Annotated in this window: 21 protein-coding genes; 9 read left to right on the top strand and 12 right to left on the bottom strand. The window is 63.0% G+C overall.

The genetic code is table 11. The features are described 5' to 3' along the window. Positions 1 to 27: 27 nt before the first annotated feature. Together AAC023_RS03885 and AAC023_RS03880 are read right to left on the bottom strand one after the other, a co-directional pair. Positions 28 to 327 carry a DUF2282 domain-containing protein gene (locus tag AAC023_RS03885; protein ID WP_339738321.1) on the bottom strand — a complete coding sequence of 100 codons (300 nt, stop codon included), beginning with the start codon at positions 325 to 327 and terminating at the stop codon, positions 28 to 30. A 236-nt stretch (positions 328 to 563) separates the two neighbouring features. Continuing rightward, entirely contained in the window at positions 564 to 962 is a 399-nt protein-coding gene (locus AAC023_RS03880; protein WP_339738319.1) for a DUF2306 domain-containing protein, read from the bottom strand. 138 nt (positions 963 to 1,100) lie between these two features. Here AAC023_RS03880 and AAC023_RS03875 point away from each other — a divergent pair, with 138 nt between their 5' ends. Together AAC023_RS03875 and AAC023_RS03870 are read left to right on the top strand one after the other, a co-directional pair. Further along, positions 1,101 to 1,832, top strand: coding sequence for a LytTR family DNA-binding domain-containing protein (locus AAC023_RS03875; protein WP_339738317.1), 732 nt, complete (start codon positions 1,101 to 1,103; stop codon positions 1,830 to 1,832). Positions 1,833 to 1,944: 112 nt separating this feature from the next. After that, positions 1,945 to 2,712, top strand: coding sequence for a 2OG-Fe(II) oxygenase family protein (locus AAC023_RS03870; protein ID WP_339738316.1), 768 nt, complete (start codon positions 1,945 to 1,947; stop codon positions 2,710 to 2,712). A 10-nt stretch (positions 2,713 to 2,722) separates the two neighbouring features. Here AAC023_RS03870 and AAC023_RS03865 read toward each other — a convergent pair whose 3' ends face one another. Further along, positions 2,723 to 3,562 (bottom strand): universal stress protein, encoded by an 840-nt coding sequence (locus AAC023_RS03865; protein ID WP_339738314.1) that lies wholly within the window; start codon positions 3,560 to 3,562, stop codon positions 2,723 to 2,725. 22 nt (positions 3,563 to 3,584) lie between these two features. Then, entirely contained in the window at positions 3,585 to 4,142 is a 558-nt protein-coding gene (locus AAC023_RS03860) for a GNAT family N-acetyltransferase (RefSeq protein WP_339738312.1), read from the bottom strand. A gap of 152 nt (positions 4,143 to 4,294) precedes the next feature. Here AAC023_RS03860 and AAC023_RS03855 point away from each other — a divergent pair, with 152 nt between their 5' ends. Beyond that, entirely contained in the window at positions 4,295 to 4,807 is a 513-nt protein-coding gene (locus tag AAC023_RS03855) for a TspO/MBR family protein (protein WP_339738310.1), read from the top strand. 78 nt (positions 4,808 to 4,885) lie between these two features. On the opposite strand, the gene mdh is transcribed toward AAC023_RS03855, so the two are convergent. Then, a complete protein-coding gene (gene mdh, locus AAC023_RS03850; RefSeq protein WP_339738308.1) occupies positions 4,886 to 5,848 on the bottom strand; it encodes a malate dehydrogenase in 963 nt (320 codons plus the stop codon). A gap of 216 nt (positions 5,849 to 6,064) precedes the next feature. On the opposite strand from mdh, the gene AAC023_RS03845 reads away from it, so the two are divergent. Next, entirely contained in the window at positions 6,065 to 6,511 is a 447-nt protein-coding gene (locus tag AAC023_RS03845; protein ID WP_339738306.1) for a DUF6265 family protein, read from the top strand. A 24-nt stretch (positions 6,512 to 6,535) separates the two neighbouring features. On the opposite strand, the gene AAC023_RS03840 is transcribed toward AAC023_RS03845, so the two are convergent. The 4 genes from AAC023_RS03840 to AAC023_RS03825 all read right to left on the bottom strand — a co-directional run bounded on the left by AAC023_RS03840 (position 6,536) and on the right by AAC023_RS03825 (position 10,104). Continuing rightward, positions 6,536 to 7,213, bottom strand: a complete 678-nt coding sequence (locus AAC023_RS03840) for an O-methyltransferase (RefSeq protein WP_339738304.1) — start codon at positions 7,211 to 7,213, stop codon at positions 6,536 to 6,538. A 29-nt stretch (positions 7,214 to 7,242) separates the two neighbouring features. Next, positions 7,243 to 8,388: a cell division protein ZapE gene (gene zapE / locus AAC023_RS03835; protein WP_339738302.1), complete on the bottom strand. Its 1,146-nt coding sequence runs from the start codon at positions 8,386 to 8,388 to the stop codon at positions 7,243 to 7,245. A gap of 151 nt (positions 8,389 to 8,539) precedes the next feature. Further along, the gene (locus tag AAC023_RS03830; protein ID WP_339738300.1) at positions 8,540 to 8,968 is read right to left on the bottom strand and encodes a thioesterase family protein; all 429 of its coding nucleotides are present in this window, start codon (positions 8,966 to 8,968) and stop codon (positions 8,540 to 8,542) included. Then, a complete protein-coding gene (locus AAC023_RS03825; RefSeq protein ID WP_339738298.1) occupies positions 8,965 to 10,104 on the bottom strand; it encodes an iron-containing alcohol dehydrogenase in 1,140 nt (379 codons plus the stop codon). The genes AAC023_RS03830 and AAC023_RS03825 overlap by 4 nt, the downstream gene beginning before the upstream one ends. Before the next feature lie 245 nt (positions 10,105 to 10,349). Here AAC023_RS03825 and AAC023_RS03820 point away from each other — a divergent pair, with 245 nt between their 5' ends. Continuing rightward, positions 10,350 to 10,742 (top strand): hypothetical protein, encoded by a 393-nt coding sequence (locus AAC023_RS03820; RefSeq protein WP_339738296.1) that lies wholly within the window; start codon positions 10,350 to 10,352, stop codon positions 10,740 to 10,742. 71 nt (positions 10,743 to 10,813) lie between these two features. Here AAC023_RS03820 and AAC023_RS03815 read toward each other — a convergent pair whose 3' ends face one another. Next, positions 10,814 to 12,313: a CoA-acylating methylmalonate-semialdehyde dehydrogenase gene (locus AAC023_RS03815; protein ID WP_339738294.1), complete on the bottom strand. Its 1,500-nt coding sequence runs from the start codon at positions 12,311 to 12,313 to the stop codon at positions 10,814 to 10,816. A 194-nt stretch (positions 12,314 to 12,507) separates the two neighbouring features. On the opposite strand from AAC023_RS03815, the gene AAC023_RS03810 reads away from it, so the two are divergent. The 3 genes from AAC023_RS03810 to AAC023_RS03800 all read left to right on the top strand — a co-directional run bounded on the left by AAC023_RS03810 (position 12,508) and on the right by AAC023_RS03800 (position 17,328). Continuing rightward, positions 12,508 to 12,867, top strand: coding sequence for a hypothetical protein (locus tag AAC023_RS03810; protein ID WP_339738292.1), 360 nt, complete (start codon positions 12,508 to 12,510; stop codon positions 12,865 to 12,867). A gap of 207 nt (positions 12,868 to 13,074) precedes the next feature. Next, positions 13,075 to 16,449: an autotransporter domain-containing protein gene (locus AAC023_RS03805; RefSeq protein WP_339738290.1), complete on the top strand. Its 3,375-nt coding sequence runs from the start codon at positions 13,075 to 13,077 to the stop codon at positions 16,447 to 16,449. A gap of 270 nt (positions 16,450 to 16,719) precedes the next feature. Next, a complete protein-coding gene (locus AAC023_RS03800) occupies positions 16,720 to 17,328 on the top strand; it encodes a hypothetical protein (RefSeq protein ID WP_339738288.1) in 609 nt (202 codons plus the stop codon). Between the two features lie 54 nt (positions 17,329 to 17,382). Here AAC023_RS03800 and AAC023_RS03795 read toward each other — a convergent pair whose 3' ends face one another. Beyond that, complete coding sequence (locus tag AAC023_RS03795) at positions 17,383 to 18,018, bottom strand: hypothetical protein (RefSeq protein WP_339738286.1); 636 nt, start codon at positions 18,016 to 18,018, stop codon at positions 17,383 to 17,385. A 189-nt stretch (positions 18,019 to 18,207) separates the two neighbouring features. Between AAC023_RS03795 and AAC023_RS03790 the strand changes: the two genes are divergently transcribed. Further along, entirely contained in the window at positions 18,208 to 19,053 is an 846-nt protein-coding gene (locus AAC023_RS03790) for a 1-acyl-sn-glycerol-3-phosphate acyltransferase (RefSeq protein WP_339738284.1), read from the top strand. Between the two features lie 9 nt (positions 19,054 to 19,062). On the opposite strand, the gene AAC023_RS03785 is transcribed toward AAC023_RS03790, so the two are convergent. Next, a partial coding sequence (locus tag AAC023_RS03785; protein ID WP_339738282.1) for a VOC family protein occupies positions 19,063 to 19,268 on the bottom strand: 206 nt, incomplete at its 5' end.

Below are 19,268 nucleotides of genomic sequence, written 5' to 3'. Positions count from 1 at the left end.
GGGCAGCGCAGTCAGGAGTGGTGGAAATCAGGGGCGTTCAACCGGCGTCAGCGAGCCATTGCCATAGGGCGTCTCGATATCGACGCAGGTGCCCGCCGGGACAGAGGTCCAGGCATTGCCCTGATAATCGACGGTCGATGTTCCGGCGCAGGTCGTGCCCGGACCGGCGGCGCAATCATTCTCACCGGCCAGGGCGACGCCATAGCAATGCTCCATCGCTGGCGCGTCTTGCGCAGTCCCTGCGTGAGCGACCGCGGCGGTCAGGGAAAGAGCAAAGGCGGAAGCGGCAAGGGCTGCGATACCGGTTTTTGGGGCAGGGGTTCTCATCGTGCGTAGTCTCCAGGTTCTGGCCGGTCGCCGTTGGGGGGAAGGTTTGCGACCGGCAGACGGACGATATCCATCCGCCGCCGGAACGCTACTCACGTCCCCGTCCGGTTGCTTCACCAATGCGTTATCGTTTGCGTGATCTTGCGCGAGCGCCCGATCGCAGGCCCGCCTGCTCACCGAGGGCAACCGGCTCATCGCAGGCCTCTCCCGAACATGGAGGCAAGATGAGCCGGCAATCACAAGCCCGCGAGCATGATCGTGTGCATCAGGCGCCCCGGTATGAAGGAGAGCAGGCCGGGAATGATCAGGGCGCCGTAGAACAGGCCCATGACCTGGCCGCGATGACCGCTCCGGTCGCGGCGGCGGGCCGAAAGCACCAGGCGGACAATGCCGATTATCGTCAGCGGCACGAAAATATGGATGAAGGAGAAATCGCCGCCATTGATTTGACGGATGAAGATCGCGCTGATCGCGGCTACCGCCATCAGCAGAACGAACAGCATCCCCATCGTGCGGTGTGGCAGGTTGCCCTTCGGCGCAAGCAATTGGATGGAGCCGATCAAGAGTGCCCCGACGGCGCTGAAAATATGCAGCTGGACGACGAAGGGGGCGGACAGAAAAGCTTCGGTATTCATGGTGATCTCCTCGATGGCGCTGGTCTGTGATCGACACAGAAACGCATCGCGGCAGGGATTGAAGCGCGATTGCGCAAACGGGCTGATGCGGTGCGCGAAATGCGCTAGGTGTTGATCCACGCTTCGTGAATGGACGTCATGAAACCGACCGGATCCAATAAGGGCCTGCTGCCAACCCTCGCCATCATCCTGGCGCTGGGCAGTTTTCTGTCCGTGCTTGGCCCCTATCAGACCCATCAACTCGGCTTCCCGGGCGTCTGGTTCTACTGGGTCGGACTGATGGGTCTGGGCTGGGCGTCGAATGCCCTGGTGACCCTGATTCTGGCACGCCTCACCGGTAATTGGCCCTGCCTCGCCCATTATGCCCTCGCCTCATTCCTGATCAGTGTTCCGATCACCGTCGGGGTGGTCGCGATACAGGCCCTGCTCTCCCAGCCCTTCCAAGCTGCGGCGTTGCCGGTCGTCTTCATCCTGGTCTGGGTGATTTCTGCAGCAGTCACAACGCTCGGCTGGCTGATGGAACGGCGCGCCCCTGCTCCGGAAACACCTGCCATCGGCCGGGCACTGCTCGACAAGCTGCCGCCACGCCTGCGGCGGGCGCCCTTGTTGGCACTGCAGTCGGAAGACCACTATCTGCGCGTCCATACCGGGGCGGGTGATACGCTGGTCCTGATGCGATTGAGCGATGCCATGGCTGCGGTCGGGAATCTGGATGGCCGCCAGACCCACCGCTCCTGGTGGGTGGCGCGCCAGGCCGTCGATACCGTTTCCCGCGGCGATGGACGCGCCATCCTCACGCTGAGCAATGGCGTGCAGGCCCCCGTCAGCCGCTCCCACGCGCCCGGCCTGCGGGAATCCGGCTGGTATTGAGCGCCACCGCGGCCTGCGGCGGCATGCCGCCTGATCGGGCTCTTGCCCGCCCGCGCCGCGCGTCACACACTCGCGCCACCCGATTGCCCCAGACCGCAGGATGACCGCGCCGATGAGCCCTCGTATTGATTTCAGACTGAACCCGGATCTCGACGTCGCGCATTATGCCCGCCTCTACGCCAAGACCGGTCTGGTTCAAATCCCCGACATTCTGCCGGAAGAGACGGCCAATGCTGTCCACGAGATGCTGGCGAGCCGGATTTCCTGGCGGATGGTTTTCGTGGCGCCCGCCGACGGCCAGGTCGCCGATTACGGCTCGGTCGTCTGTCTCGACCAGGCAGAAATGCAGGCCTTCGGCCGGGAGCGCCTGCAGCAGATCGTCAATGGTGTGCTGGAGATGGCGCGCAGGAATATCGGTTTCCTCTATTCCTCCTACCCGATGATCCAGGCCTATGCCGAGGGCTGGGATCCGGGTCACCCGATCCACCAGTTGACAGAATTCATGAACTCGCCGGCCTTTCTGGATTTCGGCCGCCAGGTAATCGGCGCCGAAAAACTGACCAAGGCGGACTGCCAGGCGACGCTGTATTCGCGTGGCCATTTCCTCACCCGTCATCGTGATGATGGCATGAATAACGAACGCCGGGCCGCCTACACGTTTGGCTTCACGCGCGACTGGCAAACCGATTGGGGCGGCCTGCTCATGTTCCTCGACGACAAGCAGGATGTCGAGCGGGCCCTGATGCCGCGCTTCAACATGCTCTCCCTGTTCGACGGCCACCGGATCCATTCGGTGAGCCCGATCTCGCCCTTTGCCGGCGCCGGGCGCTATCAGATCACAGGCTGGCTGCGCGACGACCTGCCGGCCTTCATCAGCTAGGTTAAGCCGCTCAATGCGCCAGAAGCACGGCGAAGGATGTGCCATCGATCAGTGAGGTCGTCTCGTCGCGGCCGATGGCACGCAATAATAGCGGCGCCCCGAATCCACCCATCACCAGGAGGTCGGCCCGCCCCGCGCTGGCCGCCTCGATCAACGTCTGGGCGGCGCTGCGCCCTTCCAGCGCAACCGTACTGGTCGTGGCGGTCACATCGTGTTGCTCGAGATAGGCCGCAATCTCGGACAATTGGTCCGACGCTTCGGCGTCACCGCCCGCGCGGTAGACGCCGACCGCCTCGGCGGCCTGCAGCATCGGCATGGCACCGACCATGGCGCGCATCGCTTCCAGCGAGCCGTCCCAGGCGATTGCGATACGCCTGAACCCGGCCTTCGCGTCACGCTTTGCCGGAAGCAGGAGGACAGGCCGGCCCGATTTTGTCGCCGCCATGCTGATTGATTGCAGCTCATGGGCTCCCGCCTTGCCTTCGGGCTTTGCCATCAGGATCAGATCACACACGCGGCCCTGATCGGCCATCGCCTCTTCGGGCAGGCCAACATATTCGATGAATTTTCCAATTACTGCATCATCGGCCTCATCAGCGATCGTGTTGAAGCTGGCATGCGCCGCGGTGCTGGCTTCCGCAGCGGCATCGGCCAGCGCTTCGAGCACGGCCTCCATTCCGTAGGTCGAAAAGGAATCGCCGAGGAAATCGGCGCCACTGGCCAGATTACGGCGGACGAAAAGCGCATCGAGGCGCGCGCCATGCTCGCCGCAAAGCCCCACACCCTGTTGCAGAAGCGGCCCGTCGGTCTGTGAGCCATCGAGCATTGTGACGATACGGCGCAGTTTCATGATGCAGTCTCCAATCTGGAAATCATTTGGTGATCGCCGGGGCGAGTCGCGCGCGATGCGTCCGCCAGTCACTGGCGCTCTGGCCCCAGATATCCACCAGAATGCCAAAGCCCGGGACTTCCACTTCCTGGCCGGTATTGGCCGAACCGATGCGCGCAGCGACCGCCTGGCTACCGCGGTTATCGGCATGGATGAGGTGGATGACGCTGTCCCAGCCGAGCGTATCAAAGGCGTGATCCATACAGGCGATCGCCGCCTCGGTCGCATAACCCTTGCCCCAGCTTTCCCGGTTCAGCGTCCAGCCGATTTCCGGCTGCGGCCAGCCATGCGGATACCAGGGCCCGACCCGGCCCAGCCATTGACCGGTCGCCTTCTCGATCACCGAAAAGAAGCCATAGCCGCGCAATTGCCAGTGCCCGGCAATACCACACAGGCTGCGCCAGGCCAGCTCCGGGGATTGCACCCCGCCGATAAAGCGGGTGGTGACCTCATCGGCCATCATGGTGCATAGCGGCTCGAAATCCGAAATATTCGTCGGACGCAACAACAGGCGTTCGGTTTCCAGGACAGGTTCGATCATGCCCTGAAAGCGACACCACCCCGCCACAAACGTCAAGTAGGCATAGAGGTGGCAAAAGCGCCCGCCTGGCCCCGCTGGCAGCGCGTTCCAATCATGGCTCGGCGATTGCACGGTGCCGCAGGGAAGCAGGCTTTAGGAGAGCATAAACCATCATGGACGCCAGCAACCGTCCCGGAGTGATACGCTTATTGATCTACATGCTCGTCGCGGCGGGCATGTCTGGCGGATTTGCGGGTTGGGTGCAGTCCAGTGAAGCGGCTCTGTGGACGGCGGACCTGAACATTCCCGACTGGACGCCAGTCGGAATTCTGCCCAACCTCATTTCAATTCTCATCATGCAATTGATCGCGATCAGCCTGTGGATCACCCAGCGCAGTGAGCGCGGCGCGTTCCGCTATGTCGCGGCTGCGCTGATATTGGGAATCGTCGCCGGACTGGTTCTGCAATTGTGCATCACCTTTGGCGGCCAGGACGTTCAGGCGGGCTTCCTCGCATCGCTTGTATTGTGGCTCTATGCGCTTTTCGCTCTCGCCATTGTCGGTCGTTGCTCCAGACCGGCGAGCTGGTTGCTCTGGCCGCTCTTCGCCTGGCTGACCTTCGTCGTAGCGCTGAGCTTCGAAGTCATGCGGCTCAACAATACCTCGACTTTCGTCGGCGGCCTCTGAGCCACAGCCGATCGGCAACAGGAAAACGGCCGCCGGATTGCTCCGGCGGCCGTACTCCATTTCCGACTGGTGCCCGGCTCAGGCGAGCGACGGATCGAGCGTCTTGCAGGCCGCGACCAGGCCTTTGACCGACTCGACCGAGACGTCGAACATCGCCTGCTCTTCGGCATTGAGCGAGATCTCGACCACTTTCTCGACGCCGCCGGCACCGATCACGACGGGCACGCCGACATACATGTCGTCCTGGCCGAACTGGCCGGTCAGATGCGCCGCGCAGGGCAGGACGCGCTTCTTGTCGCGCAGATAGGCGGTGGCCATCTCGATGGCGCTTTCCGCCGGCGCATAGAAGGCCGAGCCGGTGCCGAGCAGGGCCACGATCTCGCCGCCGCCGCCGCGCGTGCGCTTGACGATTTCTTCCATCTTTGCGTCGGTCGACCAGCCCATGGCGATCAGATCGGGAACCGGAATGCCGGCGACGGTGGAATAGCGCAGCAGCGGCACCATGGTGTCGCCGTGGCCGCCCATCACGAAGGCAGTGACATCTTCAACCGAAACGCTGAACTCATCGGCGAGGAAATGGCGGAAGCGGGCACTGTCGAGCACGCCGGCCATGCCGACGACCTTGTTGTGTGGCAGGCCGGAGAATTGGCGCAGGGCCCAGACCATGGCGTCGAGCGGATTGGTGATGCAGATCACGAAAGCGTTCGGCGCGTGCTTGGCAATGCCTTCGCCAACGGCCTTCATCACTTTGAGATTGATGCCGAGCAGGTCATCGCGGCTCATGCCCGGCTTGCGCGGCACGCCAGCGGTGACGATGCAGACATCGGCACCGGCGATCGCGGCGTAGTCATCGGCGCCGGCCAGTTTGGAATCCTTGCCGAATACCGGGCTGGCTTCAGCGATATCGAGGGCCTTGCCCTTGGCAACGCCGGCAGCAATATCGAACAGCACGACATCGCCGAGTTCTTCACGCGCGGCGATATGAGCCAAAGTGCCACCGATCATACCGGATCCGATGAGCGCAATCTTGTTACGGGCCATGGGGAGAGCTCCTCTTGAGGGAAGTGAATTGCTGCAGTGCGGTCTAACGCCGTGCGCGCGTCCGGGCAAGCGTGCTCATTCGTCACGCACCCGGGAACAGGCCTTGCGGCAATGCGGAATGCATTGTCCGCCCTTGCCCTTCCAGCCCATCTCCCGATCATGCAAGATCGCGCTGACCGCGCCTTGATGCACGCGCGACCGAATCCGGAGAGTCTGATGCGACGAATTCCAATCTGCCTGCTGCTATTTCTCACCACGAGTCCGGCCATGGCCGCCGACCTTGATGGCCTGGCCTGGATGAGCGGACATTGGCGCTCGGCCGAGGACGGGACAATCAGTGAGGAGATATGGACCGATGGTGCGGGCGGTCTGATGCTGGGCAGTAATCGAACGGTGCGGGGCGATCAGGCCGTGGCTTTCGAATTCCTGCGCATCGAGACGGACGGCACGCAGACGCGCTATTGCGCCCAGCCGGCAGGTGCCGCCGCGACCTGCTTTGCGATGACGGATCACGGCGATGGACGCGTCCGCTTCGAAAACCCGGAACATGATTTCCCGCAGGCTATCGAATACCAGCGGGACGGCGACGCCCTGACGGCAACGGTGTCAGACCTGTCCGGTGCGCATTCGCTGAGTTTTGACTGGCGGCGCGTGCCAGAATAGCCGGGGCGTCCCGCCCGGACCGCCTCAGCGCTTGATCGCCATCAGAATGCCGTCGCCAATCGTGGTGAAGGCCATGTCGACGCGGGAATCGTCGCGTATCTTGTCGGCCAGGGCCTTCAGGGCTGCGGTATCGGCATCGGCAGCGCAACGCTGCGGATCGGCGACACTGCCCGACCACAACACATTGTCGAACAGGACCAGCCCGCCCGGACGCAGGAGCTGTAGCGCCGCTTCGTAATAAGCGTCATAGCCGGTCTTGTCGGCATCGATGAATACCATGTCGACGCTGCCGGCGATCTCGCCGACCAGTCCGGCGAGGGTTTCGCGCGCATCGCCAATTCTGAGCTCGATCTGGCCATCAAGGCCGGCCTCCTGCCAATAGGAATGGGCGCGTCCGGTGTAATCATCGGAGATATCGCAGCCATAGAGCCGCGCCGCCGGCCCGTGCATCTCGTGCATGGCCAGCAGGGTCGCCAGAGCGGAATAGCCGGTGAAGACGCCGATCTCGACCGCGGTCCGCGCCTGAACCAGCCGGGCGCAGATTTGCAGGAAAGCGCCCTGCTCCGGGCTGATCTGCATCACTGAAACATCGCCCATCGCATCGGTTTCGAGCCGGCATCTCAGCTGCGCCGGATGTTCAACCCGATTGGCATTGCGAACATAGGCGGTGAGGCGGGCATCGAGCCCAAAGGACGAGGACATGGGCGTTCTCCAACATGGAAAGGGGTGGATCAGCTGGCCGGCCCAGTGTCGCGGGCCTGCCATTGTGCGGCAAGATATTCATGGCTGCGCATCTCGATCAGGCGCGAGGCGGTGCGTTCGAATTCAAAAGCACCATCGCCCTGCGGATAGAGGTCAGCGGGCTGGGCATCGGCGCTCATCACCAGCTTGGTCTTCGCCTCGTAGAGCGCGTCAATCAGGGTCACGAATCGCTTGGCCTCATTGCGCTTGTCGCGTTGAAGCTCGGGAACGCCGTCGAGCAATACAGTGTGAAACCGCGCAGCGATCGCGAGATAATCGGCGGCACCCAGGGGCCGGGCGCATAATTCCTCGAAGCTGAACCGGGCGACGCCGGCGACTTCGCGCTCGACGCGCAGCTGACGGCCCTGGATATCGAGCACGCAGTGCTGCGGCGTCGCGCCCTGGGTCAGCCGGGCCCAGGCGGCATTCATGGCCGCTTCGGCATCCGGCCCCAGCGGCGCGTAATAGACCGGTGCCGCCTCGAGCTGGCGCAGCCGGTGATCAACGCCGCCATTGAGCTCGACCAGATCGAGGCGGGATTTCAATTCCTCGATGAAGGGCAGGAAGAGCTGGCGGTTGATGCCGTCGAGATAGAGGTCGTCGGGATGGCGATTGGAGGTCGCGACCACCACGACACCCTCTTCAAACAAGCGATCGAACAAGCGTCCGAGGATCATCGCATCGGCAATATCGCTGACCTGGAATTCGTCAAAGGCCAGCAGACGGGCCTGCTGGGCCAGGGCGCGCGCCACCGGCGGGATCGGATCATCGCCGGTGCCGCGGACATATTCGGGCCGGCGCCTGCGTTCACTGTCGCTGAGGCCGCGCCAGGCGCCGATGCGGGCATGCACATCCTGCATGAATTCGTGAAAATGCGCCCGCCGCCTGGCCTCGACCGGCGCGGTATCGACGAAAATGTCCATCAGCATGGATTTGCCGCGCCCGACACCGCCCCAGAGATAAAGGCCGCGCGGCGCCGGCCTGGTTTTGCCGAACAGCGTTTTTGCGCCGGGCGTCCAGTCCTGCAGGCGCTGCGACAGCGCGGTCAGCAATCGCGCCGCACGCTCCTGGTCCGCATCCGCCGACAGCACCCCGGAGCCAACCCGCTCCTGCCACAATGAAATCGGCGTCGCCATCAGGGTAGCGTAATGACGAGGGGTTGCGATGGCGTCAATGGTGGGAGGCGGCGGACCTGTCTATCCGGCAGGCCAGAGCCGGACCACCGCAGCGCCGAGCGCCAGCAGCGTCACGAGACAGGCCAGCGCCAGCCAGACCGGTTTTTGAATCTCACGCATGCACCGCCTCCAGGGCGGCGCGCATGGCGTCGGGCAAGGGAAGGGGGCGGCGGGTCTCGCGATCGACATAGACGTGAACGAAATGGCCCTGGGCAGCGGCTTCGGCCTCACCGGGCTTGAACAGGGCGATCTCGTAACGCACGGACGAACGGCCGATTTTCGCGATACGCAGACCACCTTCGATGCGGTCGGGATAGGCCAGGGGCGCAAAATAATTACAGCCGGTCTCGACCACCAGCCCGATGACAGCGCCGGTGTGGATGTCCAGTCCGGCCTCCTCGATCAGGAAGCAATTCACGATCGTATCGAAAAAGCCGTAATAGGCGGCATTATTGATGTGGCCGTAAATATCATTGTCGGCCCAGCGCGTTGGCAGATCGCGCCAGCGGCCATAGGCGGCGCGTGGCCGCGTCTCGGTCACAGCACGGCCTCGTAACAGGCCAGGGCGGCATCCTGGGTCATCTCGCGCGGATTATTGACCAGGAGCCGGGTCACCAGCATCGCCTCCTCGGCCAGACGCGGCAAATCATTATGGCTCACACCGACCTGCGACAAGCGGGTCTCGATCCCGACCGAGGCGGCAATGCGCTCCATTTCCTCGACCAGGCCCTGGGTCGAGGCGTGCAGGCCGATATGGCTGGCGAGCTCGGCATAGAGTGGCTCGGCGGCGGGCGCGTTGAAGCGCAGGACCGGGGGCAACATCAATGAGTTGGACAGTCCGTGAGGGACGTGAAACACGCCCCCCAGCGGATAGGCCAGCGCGTGCACGGCCCCGACCGGCGCGTTGGCGAAGGCCTGCCCGGCCAGCAGGGCTCCGAGCAACATGTCCTCGCGTGCTTCAGTGTCGCGGCCATCGATGCAGGCGCGCTCAATGGCGCCGTGGAGCTTTTTGAGACCGGCCAGGGCGAGGGCATCAGAGACGGGATTTTTCTGCAGGCGGGTCGTAAAGGCCTCGATCGCGTGAACCATGGCGTCGATTCCGGTCGCGGCGGTGGTGGCGCGCGGCAAGCCATAGGTGAGCTCGGCATCAAGCACGGCGAGATCGCCATACAAGGCAGGCGAATTGACGCCCATCTTCGAACTCTCCCCGACCGTAATGACGGAGATAGGCGTCACTTCCGACCCCGTTCCGGCAGTGGTCGGGACCAGGATCAGGGGCAGGCGCGGCCCCGTCGCATTGTTGACGCCATACATTTGCGCCAGCGTCTGTTTCGAACCGAGCAGCATCGCCACCAGCTTGGCCGCGTCCATGGAGGAACCACCACCAAACCCGATCACGACTTCGGCGCCGAAGCCCCGCGCCGCATCCTCGGCGGCCCACACTACCGCCTCGGGCGGGTCGGCGACAATCTTGTCAAAGATCGCGACAGACAGTCCCGCTGCCTCCAGTGCCGCAATGGCGCCGTCGATCAGACCGGCAGACCGCACGCCGGGGTCGGTGACGAGAAATATCCGCCGCCGCTCCCCGATCAGGGGCGCTGCGACAGCCGCCAGCCGGGCAGCCGAGCCGGCGCCGACATGGATGTGCGGGACAGTACGGAAATCGAAAGCAGACATCGAAGCCTCAAACACGGTTCGCCCGCCAGGCGGGATGAGTTGGCCGTCATGGTTGCCGCGTTGGGGGCGCTAGGCAAGCTTTGGCCGGAAAATGCACCCCGGCCCCGTGCCAGAACGGGTCAGGTGTAGATGCGCTTCGCCCCACGGCAGGTAGACCAGAATCATCAAGAAATACTGGCCTCCCCGGAGGCCAAACCCTAGAGTCAAAGTCAACTAATAAGAACAAGCTGTTTGTGGATGAGCGTATGCCGATAAAAGTCAGCCTCAATGAAAATGAATGCCTGATCCTGATCGAGAGTAGCGGCGCCTTGCTGCGGCGCGAGGCGGGCTGGGGCGCCGAACGGGTCCGCGAATTGCTAAGTCAGCATCCCATTTCCGCGGTACTCTTTGATTCAAGCCAGATCCAGAAACACAACTCGCCGTCATTGTCCGGCGAGATCATTTCCGGCTTCATTCAAGCTATCGAGTCGGATGTCCTGATTGCCTATGTGAGGCCGAACTGCTGGGATGAGGCCTATTTGAGCCAGGTCGCCACAGGGATTGAAGACATCCCCGCCAGATCCCGCGTATTCGAGAATATCGACACCGCGCGCGCCTGGCTACGCGATGAAACGGGCTGTAAGGCCGCGCCGGCCTAGGTATGGAATTGGCTTCTGCCCGCGACACGGGCCGGCAGAAGCCAACAGCGTTCGATCAGGCCAGTCCGTGACTAGCTCATCGTCGGAATGACAAAGGCCTGGTCGCCGATATCGCCGGTCGGCCAGCGCTGGGTCACCGTCTTGATCTTGGTGAAGAAGCGGATGCCGTCCGTGCCGTATTGATTGGTGTCGGTGAAGGCTGATCGCTTCCAGCCACCGAAGGAATGATAGGCAACGGGGACCGGGATCGGCACATTGATGCCGACCATGCCGACATTGACCTTGGCGGCAAATTCGCGCGCTGCGAGGCCATTACGGGTAAAGATCGCAACGCCATTGCCATACTGGTGATTGCTCGGCAGGGCCGCCGCCTCTTCCAGAGTATCGGCGCGCACGACCTGCAGCACGGGCCCGAAAATCTCTTCCTCATAGGATTGCATGCCCGGTTTGACATGGTCGAACAGGGTCGGGCCGATGAAGAAGCCCTTCTCATGGCCCTGCAGTTTGAACCCCCGACCGTCGAGCAGGAGCTCGGCGCCTTCATCGACACCCATCTGGATATAGTTTTCGATCGTCGCGCGGTGTGCTGCGGAGACAACGGGACCGTAGTGGGCCGTGTCGTCGGTCGAGACACCAATGCGTAGATTGACGGCTTCCGCCTTGATGCGCGCGACAAACTCATCGGCGGTCTTCTGGCCGACCGGTACCGCGACAGGCAGCGCCATGCAGCGTTCGCCGGCCGAGCCATAGGCGGCGCCGAGGAAGTCGTTCACGACCTGGTCCATATCGGCGTCGGGCATGATGATGCCGTGGTTCTTGGCCCCGCCCATCGCCTGGAAGCGCTTGGCGTGTCTGGTACAGCCCTGGGCAATGTAATGGGCGATATTGGAGGAACCGACAAAACTGACGGCCTTGATATCGTCATGCTCGATCAGGGCGTCGACAGCAGTCTTGTCGCCATGCACGACCTGCAACACACCCTCTGGAAGACCGGCCTCGATCATGATTTCGGCCAGCCGCACCGGCACGGATGGATCCTTCTCCGACGGCTTCAGGATCATCGCATTGCCGGTCGACAGCGCCATGCCCATGAACCACATCGGGATCATCGCCGGGAAGTTGAACGGGGTGATGCCGGCGACGACACCGAGCGGCTGGCGCATGGAATAGACATCAATACCCGGGCCGGCGCTCTCGGTATATTCGCCCTTCATCAGGTGCGGCACGCCGCAGGCGAATTCGATCACTTCCAGACCGCGGATCAGATCACCCTTGGCGTCGGCGATGACCTTGCCATGCTCGGAGGAGAGAAGATGGGCAAGCTCCTCCATCTGATCCTCGACCATCATCTTGTATTTCATCAACACGCGGGCGCGGCGCTGCGGATTCATCGCGGCCCAGATGGCCTGACCCTTCTTGGCGCCGGCAACCGCATCGGCGACTTCATCGCGGGTCGCGAACTGGACGCGGGCCTGAACTTCACCGGTATTGGGATTGAAGATATCGCCGAATTGTCCGGATTTTCCCTTGAAGGCCTTGCCGTCAATGAAGTGTTGGATTTCACGCGTCATGTGACTCGCTCCCGATTTAGCTTGATGATGGCTGCGGAGGTCGCGCCATGCCGTTGAAGCTCACTTAAACCCGTGACCGGGCCGAGTCGAGGTGATGAGATGCAGCGCGGCGTGACCTTCCGTCGCGGCACTGGCGAGTTGGCAGAAGCCGCGATCGCGCTTACGCAGAATTTGTCCAAGGGATGGAGTCCGTAATGCAGTTCAAAGTTGGTCAGGCCTGGAGCATACGCGATATCGCCGAGCCGGAAGCACGCGCGGTGATCGGACGGATCGAGGCTGCGGCCGAAATGGATGGCCAGGTCGTCTTTCACTGCACCATCTTCAATGCCGCGACCGTGGATATGGGCGAAGGCCCGGAATTGCTGGTTTTCGGGCATATCCCCTTCACCCGGGATGCCTTCGCCGCTTCCGCGCTGACACTGCTCGAGGAAAAGGCCGACACGGCGGCGGCTTTCGACGAAGGCTATTACCAATGGGCCGAAGCACTGGGTGGCGCGTTCAATGTGCCGATCGCCCAGGCGATCAATGACGCCCTGCAGGCCGCGCGCGACTGACGCTCCATCCAGGGCCGCCTCATCAGGACGCTGGCGCGCGCTCAGCCCTGTTGCTGCAAACGCACAACTTGCAGATTTCCCGTTCGCGGCCAGCCCATTGCTTGACGGGCAGGCCTGCCCCCGCGATACATATTTTATGCGCGCCGGTTCAGCCCGTCCTCGATGAGGCGGGTGCCTGCAAAAATTCAATTATCCAGGGGAAAATCCATGTCGAGCAAACACTTCTCGAGTTCGTTCAAGCGTGCCATGGGAGCAAGCTGCTCCGCACTGGCGCTTCTGCTCGCGGCCCCGGCGGCCATGGCGCAGACCGAAGTCGGAACGATTGTGCCCTCCGATCCGGGAACCTCGGACACGATCCTCGATACCGCGACGGATGTTACCGGCGTTGGCATGTTCTTCCGCAATGACGGTTTCGTCTGCACCGGCACGCTGATCAATCCGCGCACCGTGATTTTCGCCGCCCACTGCGTCAATGACCGCCCGGCGAGCGATTATGGCTCCGACAGCGCCATCCAGGCCGCCTTCTCCTTTGGCGCCAATTCCCTGCCCGGCTTCCTGAGCTGGATCAACAACTCTTTCGCGTCGAACCCCGACCTGGCCGTCTTCAACGTCAATCAGATTATCTATAATCTGGAGTCACTCGCCGATCCGAATAGTTTCGGCTTTCTCGAAGGTGATGTCGCACTCTCCGTGCTCGACACCCCGGCGAGCGAAGTGCCGACCTGGGCCCTGCTTTTTTCCGCCCTGCCAGCGCCGACCAGCTACACCCAGGAGACGGGCTCCGGCTATCACGTCAATCTCACCGGCTATGGCCGCAGCGGTACCGGCGCAACCGGCGATTCCATCGGCATTGACTGGCGCCGCCGCGCCGCCGAAAACTTCATTGGTGCCCTGGTCTCCTTCGACGATCGCAACAATTTCCTGTTCGGCGCTCCGTTCGGCGATCTGCCGCAAAACCTCTACCGGCTCGATTTCGACGATCCGACGCGCACCAACCCCTACGATTTCGACCTCTACTTTGGCGATGCGGCCACCAATGAGGGCACAACGGCTGGCGGTGATTCCGGTGGCCCGCTCATCCTCGACGCCGCCAATAATCCCGGCATCAACGAAGATCTGGTGATCGGCGTCCTGTCCGGCGGCTCGCGCTTCTTTGGGCCACAGGTGTTCAGCTCCTACGGCACTGAGAGCTTCTACCAGCCGCTTTACCTTTTCTGGGACTGGATCGTTGCCAACAGCCCGTATCGCTATGTCAGTGCGGCTGAAGGTGATGGCGCCTGGGAAGATGCCAATCATTGGCTGACCGAGATCGATCCGGCTTTCCGTATTCTCGATGTCGATGGCAATGTCGTAAACGGCCTGCCCGGCAATCCGGGTGTCGGCCTCGCCGGCACTGATCCAAGCTGGGGCATGGTCTGTTTCGCACCGGGCGCGGTCAGCGGGCCGACCAATACCTGCCAGGACCTGGCGACCGGCGATGTCACCCCCTATGAAGGCGGCGCACTGGCTGAAGCCGGCAACGGCAATACGATCGGCACAGCTCCGGTTCTCGATGGAAATCTGATAGGTGTCGCCGACGTCTCGACGTCCGATTCAACGACTGGTGGGACGCCACAGAGCGATGGCGATGGTGATGTCCTCGCCCTCGTCGATGGGGAATACACCTCCGACCCGCTGCCGGATCCGACGCTCGAGAACGGCCTGCCCGGGGCCACCGGTTTCGTGCCCGACAATGTCGATCCCGATTCCGGCCTCGGCATCAATGCCCGCTATTTCGACGTCAATCTGTCGGCCGCTGGCACCACGACGCTCAGCAGCACAGTCGAGATCGACAATCTGACCATCAGCGGCAGCGCGGCGCGTCTTGATATCGGCGCTTCCGGAAACCTGACCAGCCTGACCGAAATCATGCACCAGGCCGGCAGCGTCAATGTTGATGGCATGCTGACCACCGGCGGCGACTACCTGCTGATGTCCGGCCTGCTCTCCGGTTCGGGGACGGTCAATACGGCCTATCTGACCAATATCATGGGCCTGATTGCGCCGGGCGCGATTGATGGCATTGGCACACTGACCATTGATGGCAATCTCGTTCTGGCCTCGGCCAGCGGGCTGTGGGTCGATGTGGGAGATGCCAGCGCCGACCGTCTGACGGTGACAGGACTGGCCTCGCTTGGCGGTTCGGTCCTGATCAATCCGCTTGCCGGCTATATGCCGCGCTATGGCGATGATTACACCATCCTTTCGGCCGCCGGCATTGCTGGCACATTCAGCTCGGTCAATGATCTGCCGGGCGTGCTGAATCCGGTTCTCCACTACACTCCCACCTCGGCGAATGTCCGGATTGAAGCCTCCGAATTCCACACCCAGGCCAGTTTCACCAATAACTTCCAGGTCGCACTGGCAACGGCGCTCGATCAGGGCCGGGCCGGATCCTACGGCGATCTGGCCGGTGTCTATGGCTGGCTTGATCTGCTGGAAGACGATGCGCTGACCACCGGTCTGGACACCCTGGCGCCCTATGAAAGTGTCATGTTCGACCGATCGATCCGTTCGCATTCCGACGTGCTCGGCCATGCCCTGCGCGAACAGATCGGGACGCTGGGTCTGCACAGTGCCGGTGGCGCTGATGTTCTTGCCGATGCCAAACAGGCCAATGGCCTGGCCGGCATGAGCGATCTCGGCCTGCTGGCCCGGGCAACCGTGAAATCAGGCAATTCTGCCGGCGGAACCGATACCGGCGAAATGCGCCGTGTATTCGGTGCGATCGGCCAGATCAATGCCACGGCCCGCAGTTTCGCCGGAAGCCCGGACACAGAGATCGACGGTGATTACTCGCTGATCGGGCTCGATGTGCCGGTCTCCGAATCGCTTCGTATCGGCGTCGCCGCCGGTTTTGCCAACTCGGACAATACCGCCGGCGCCGCGATCGGCAGCACCAATGTCAGCACCGAAACTGAGCAGGTGACGGCCTTCGCCTCCTATTCAACCGGCCGCCTTTCGGCCAGCCTGGCGCTCGGTTATGCCAGCCATGACAGCGATGCCACCCGCACCATTAATCTGGGCGGCGTGCTGGTCCCGGCACAGACCCGCACAACCGCCGACGAGACCACGATCGACGCCGCGGTGCGCTATGACCTCTATTCCGGCGCCAATGGCGTCTCGGTGACACCAATGGCGAGCGTGACCGCCAGCGATGTGGATTTCCAGGCCACCACAAGCTATTCGGCGATTGGCAGCCTCGATATCGATGCCCGTTCCGGAAGCAACACCATCGCCCGCATCGGCTCGGCCTTCGGACTGGAGCTGGGGACGCATATCTCCACCCATCTCTATCTCGGAGCGGCACAGCAATATGGTGATGGCGCGGAGACCTATTCGGCGGCCTTCCATGATGCACCCGGCATCGCCTTCATCGCGCCAAGCGATGTCGAGATGAACACGAATTGGTGGGAAGTCGCCGGCAGTGTGTCGGCCGAAATGAGCTTCGGCGGCACGCTGACCATCAGCCATGAGCGTCAGATCAATCGCGATTTCGCGGAAAACGAAATCACTTCACTGACCTATAGCCTGCCATTCTAGCCGCCCTCCAGGACGGATAGAGTGACAACACCCGGACGTTCCTGCGTCCGGGTGTTATTTTTCCCGTCCGCCGCGACGGAATTGCAGCCGCCGCGCGTTTAGGCTGGGTCACTCGCACTGCTTCGGAGTCCAAACCGGATGGCTCGCATCTCAGTCCTCGCCCTCGCCGCCCTGCTTCTGCTAACCGCCTGTGCCTCGCACGACGGGCCCTCCCCCCGGGGTCGCGGAGGAGCGCCGGGCGGCGGTCCGGGCAGTGCGGATGGCTTCAACATGGCTGTCCGCCTTGTCGATCAGGGCGATTATGAGCAAGCCCTGCCCATCCTGCGCTGTGTCGCCAGCCAGGGCAGCGGCTTCGAGATCGCGCAGTATCTGGCCGGTCATAGCGCCATACAGCTGGCCACCGCCGAGACCACGCCAGCCATCTTGCGTGATGAAATGCGCATTGAGGGCCTTGAACGCCTGACCCTGGCCGCGCGCGCAGGCTGGCCCACAGCCCAGGCCGAGCTGGCCCGGGAATTTGCCCGGATCGAGAGTGATCAAGCGCCGGCGCAAGCGGCCTATTGGGCCGCAGTCTATCGCCGCAATGCCCGCGACCGAACTTATGGGCTCGACAGGCTGGACGACGGGCTGGAGGCAGAAATCACGGCGCGCCTGGATGCTGCCCAATCGGCACGGATCGAAGAGGAGGCTGCGAATTTTGCGCTCGAGGCGCTGATTGCGAGCCCGGCGATCCCGGCCTGCGCACCCTATCTGGGATCCGCAGGCTTTGGCCGACAGCGTGGCGGTGCCGGTGACGGATCGGGCCGCAGGCGTCCGCCTGGCGGCGGACGCGGCGGCGGCGGTGGGGGCGGCCGCTCTGGCGGCGGCCCTGGTTTCTGAGAGGTTTACCGCGGCAGTAGCGGGGTTTAGGTACAGGCCCGGTTCAGCCCGGCTTTATCGGCCCCGTTGCGCCAGGGCGCGTGAACGGGCCCTGGTCTGTCCGCCGAACAGGGTCCGCATCAGGCCCGCCACCAAGCCAGGCTTCAGACCCCGGGGCAGCCGGCGTGGATTGCCGGCTTCGAGCAGGCGGGCCCGGGTTTCAGCGTCGTCGGACAGGCTGGTCTTGCGGAACACCGCAACATCACCCGCCACCATCTCCTGCAGGGCCCAGCTGTCATCGGCCGTCAGCGCATCCGCCAGACGGGCCGTTGAGCCATGTCCGGCACCCATCAGGACCAGGACGCCGCCCAGCTTCATCCGGCCGGCAATCTGCCGCCAATTTCCAGCCAGGGCCGGGAAGCCAAGGTCGGAGCTGATCAGGGCCGCATCGAGCTGTGAACGATCAGGCTGCGGCTTCAGACCTGATTGCTGGCTGAGGCGATCCGTATTCACGGAGCGGCGCTCGCAATGAGCCTGGAGAAGATCGATATCCGCCAGGGGCGCGATGACTTCGTGGAATGTGCCGCGCTGCAGGAAGACCGTGCCAAGCTCGGAACCGCCGATTTGCAGCGTCTTGTCACCGGGCCGGATGAGCATGGCGAGATAGTCCGCCACGACATCATCTTCGATGCGAGCCCGTTTGGCTGGCATTCTGCGCATTGTTCCGGCGGCTATCGCTGTTTGCATCGTCATGGCGCGTCCCATTCGTGAACAAGGTGTTAAGCTTGGGCACACACCTCGCAAGCGACGGGCCAGATTGTAAACAAGACGTTAACCCCGCCGGCGCCACGCCCGCAGATCTCCATTGCGCCAAACGGCGAGCCGGGCTTCTCTGAGCGGATGGACACAGATGATTCCCCGCTGCCGGCCGCGCCGAAACATGTCGTCGATGATCTGATCGAGGAGCGCGCGCCGCGGCTTATTCACACGGCGCTCTGGCCGGTCATCAAATGGATCGGCTATCCGCTGCTGGGGTATCGCCGCGCCGTCGCGATGGTCGATGCGATCGCGCATCGCACGGGCACGGATTGTCTGGAATGGTGTTCCGACTATCTCGACCTGGATGTCGAACTCGCCGGTCTGGAGAATGTGCCGGAGACCGGCGCCTGCGTGATCGTCTCCAACCATCCCGGCGGCATTGCCGATGGCGTCGCCGTCTGGGATGCATTGAAAGCCAGGCGCCCGGACCTGCTCTTCTTCGCCAATCGCGACGCGCTCAAGGTCTGCCCCGGACTGGAGGAACGCATCATCCCGGTGGAATGGCGCGACGAGTCCCGCTCACGCACCCAGTCCCGCGACATGCTCAAACGCGCCATTGAGGCCTTCAAGGCAGAGCAATGCATCGTCATCTTCCCCTCCGGCCGGATGTCGGAGTGGAGCTGGACGAAATGGCAATTGGTCGAAAAGCCCTGGCATCCGACCGCCGTCAGCCTGGCACGGAAATTCAAGGCACCGATCATCCCGCTTGCCGTGCGCCAGCGCATGCCCCTCCTGTACTATACCCTCGCCCAGATCAATGAAGAGCTGAAGGACATGACGATCTTCCACGGTTTCATGGGCAAGGCCGATGCGCACTATTCACTCGCGCTCGGCCGGGCGATGGAAATCGGCCCCGATGACGGCACTGATGTGGAAGCGACAGCGATGATGCGCGAAATCTGCGAACGCACCGCCTGGGGCGGGTAGACGCTCCGCTCAGACGTGCTGATCAATCAGGATTGGATTGCCGTCGGGGTCGGTGAGCATGAAGTGCGCCGGCCCGGAGCCCGGCTCGATCGGATCGCCAACCTCAAGCCCGGCCTGCTTCAACCGCGCCTGCAGCGCCCGCACATCCTCGAAATCGGTCAGGGTTTCGCGATGCTGGCTCCAGCCGGGATTGAAGGTCAGCATATTCTTCTCGA

The sequence above is a fragment of the uncultured Maricaulis sp. genome (assembly GCF_963976135.1).
Lineage (GTDB): Bacteria > Pseudomonadota > Alphaproteobacteria > Caulobacterales > Maricaulaceae > Maricaulis.
This window is presented reverse-complemented; position numbering and strand designations above follow the sequence as displayed.

What these genes read in the sequence shown, in the direction of transcription:
- AAC023_RS03865 (WP_339738314.1), bottom strand. Translation starts at nt 3,562, where the DNA reads ATGAAACTGCGCCGTATCGTCACAATGCTCGATGGCTCACAGACCGAC.
- AAC023_RS03840 (WP_339738304.1), bottom strand. Translation starts at nt 7,213, where the DNA reads ATGTCCTCGTCCTTTGGGCTCGATGCCCGCCTCACCGCCTATGTTCGC.
- AAC023_RS03880 (WP_339738319.1), bottom strand. Translation starts at nt 962, where the DNA reads ATGAATACCGAAGCTTTTCTGTCCGCCCCCTTCGTCGTCCAGCTGCAT.
- AAC023_RS03870 (WP_339738316.1), top strand. Translation starts at nt 1,945, where the DNA reads ATGAGCCCTCGTATTGATTTCAGACTGAACCCGGATCTCGACGTCGCG.
- AAC023_RS03875 (WP_339738317.1), top strand. Translation starts at nt 1,101, where the DNA reads ATGAAACCGACCGGATCCAATAAGGGCCTGCTGCCAACCCTCGCCATC.
- AAC023_RS03885 (WP_339738321.1), bottom strand. Translation starts at nt 327, where the DNA reads ATGAGAACCCCTGCCCCAAAAACCGGTATCGCAGCCCTTGCCGCTTCC.
- AAC023_RS03815 (WP_339738294.1), bottom strand. Translation starts at nt 12,313, where the DNA reads ATGACGCGTGAAATCCAACACTTCATTGACGGCAAGGCCTTCAAGGGA.
- AAC023_RS03810 (WP_339738292.1), top strand. Translation starts at nt 12,508, where the DNA reads ATGCAGTTCAAAGTTGGTCAGGCCTGGAGCATACGCGATATCGCCGAG.
- AAC023_RS03825 (WP_339738298.1), bottom strand. Translation starts at nt 10,104, where the DNA reads ATGTCTGCTTTCGATTTCCGTACTGTCCCGCACATCCATGTCGGCGCC.
- AAC023_RS03855 (WP_339738310.1), top strand. Translation starts at nt 4,295, where the DNA reads ATGGACGCCAGCAACCGTCCCGGAGTGATACGCTTATTGATCTACATG.
- zapE (WP_339738302.1), bottom strand. Translation starts at nt 8,388, where the DNA reads ATGGCGACGCCGATTTCATTGTGGCAGGAGCGGGTTGGCTCCGGGGTG.
- AAC023_RS03860 (WP_339738312.1), bottom strand. Translation starts at nt 4,142, where the DNA reads ATGATCGAACCTGTCCTGGAAACCGAACGCCTGTTGTTGCGTCCGACG.
- AAC023_RS03800 (WP_339738288.1), top strand. Translation starts at nt 16,720, where the DNA reads ATGGCTGTCCGCCTTGTCGATCAGGGCGATTATGAGCAAGCCCTGCCC.
- AAC023_RS03845 (WP_339738306.1), top strand. Translation starts at nt 6,065, where the DNA reads ATGCGACGAATTCCAATCTGCCTGCTGCTATTTCTCACCACGAGTCCG.
- AAC023_RS03795 (WP_339738286.1), bottom strand. Translation starts at nt 18,018, where the DNA reads ATGCCAGCCAAACGGGCTCGCATCGAAGATGATGTCGTGGCGGACTAT.
- mdh (WP_339738308.1), bottom strand. Translation starts at nt 5,848, where the DNA reads ATGGCCCGTAACAAGATTGCGCTCATCGGATCCGGTATGATCGGTGGC.
- AAC023_RS03805 (WP_339738290.1), top strand. Translation starts at nt 13,075, where the DNA reads ATGTCGAGCAAACACTTCTCGAGTTCGTTCAAGCGTGCCATGGGAGCA.
- AAC023_RS03820 (WP_339738296.1), top strand. Translation starts at nt 10,350, where the DNA reads ATGCCGATAAAAGTCAGCCTCAATGAAAATGAATGCCTGATCCTGATC.
- AAC023_RS03790 (WP_339738284.1), top strand. Translation starts at nt 18,208, where the DNA reads ATGGACACAGATGATTCCCCGCTGCCGGCCGCGCCGAAACATGTCGTC.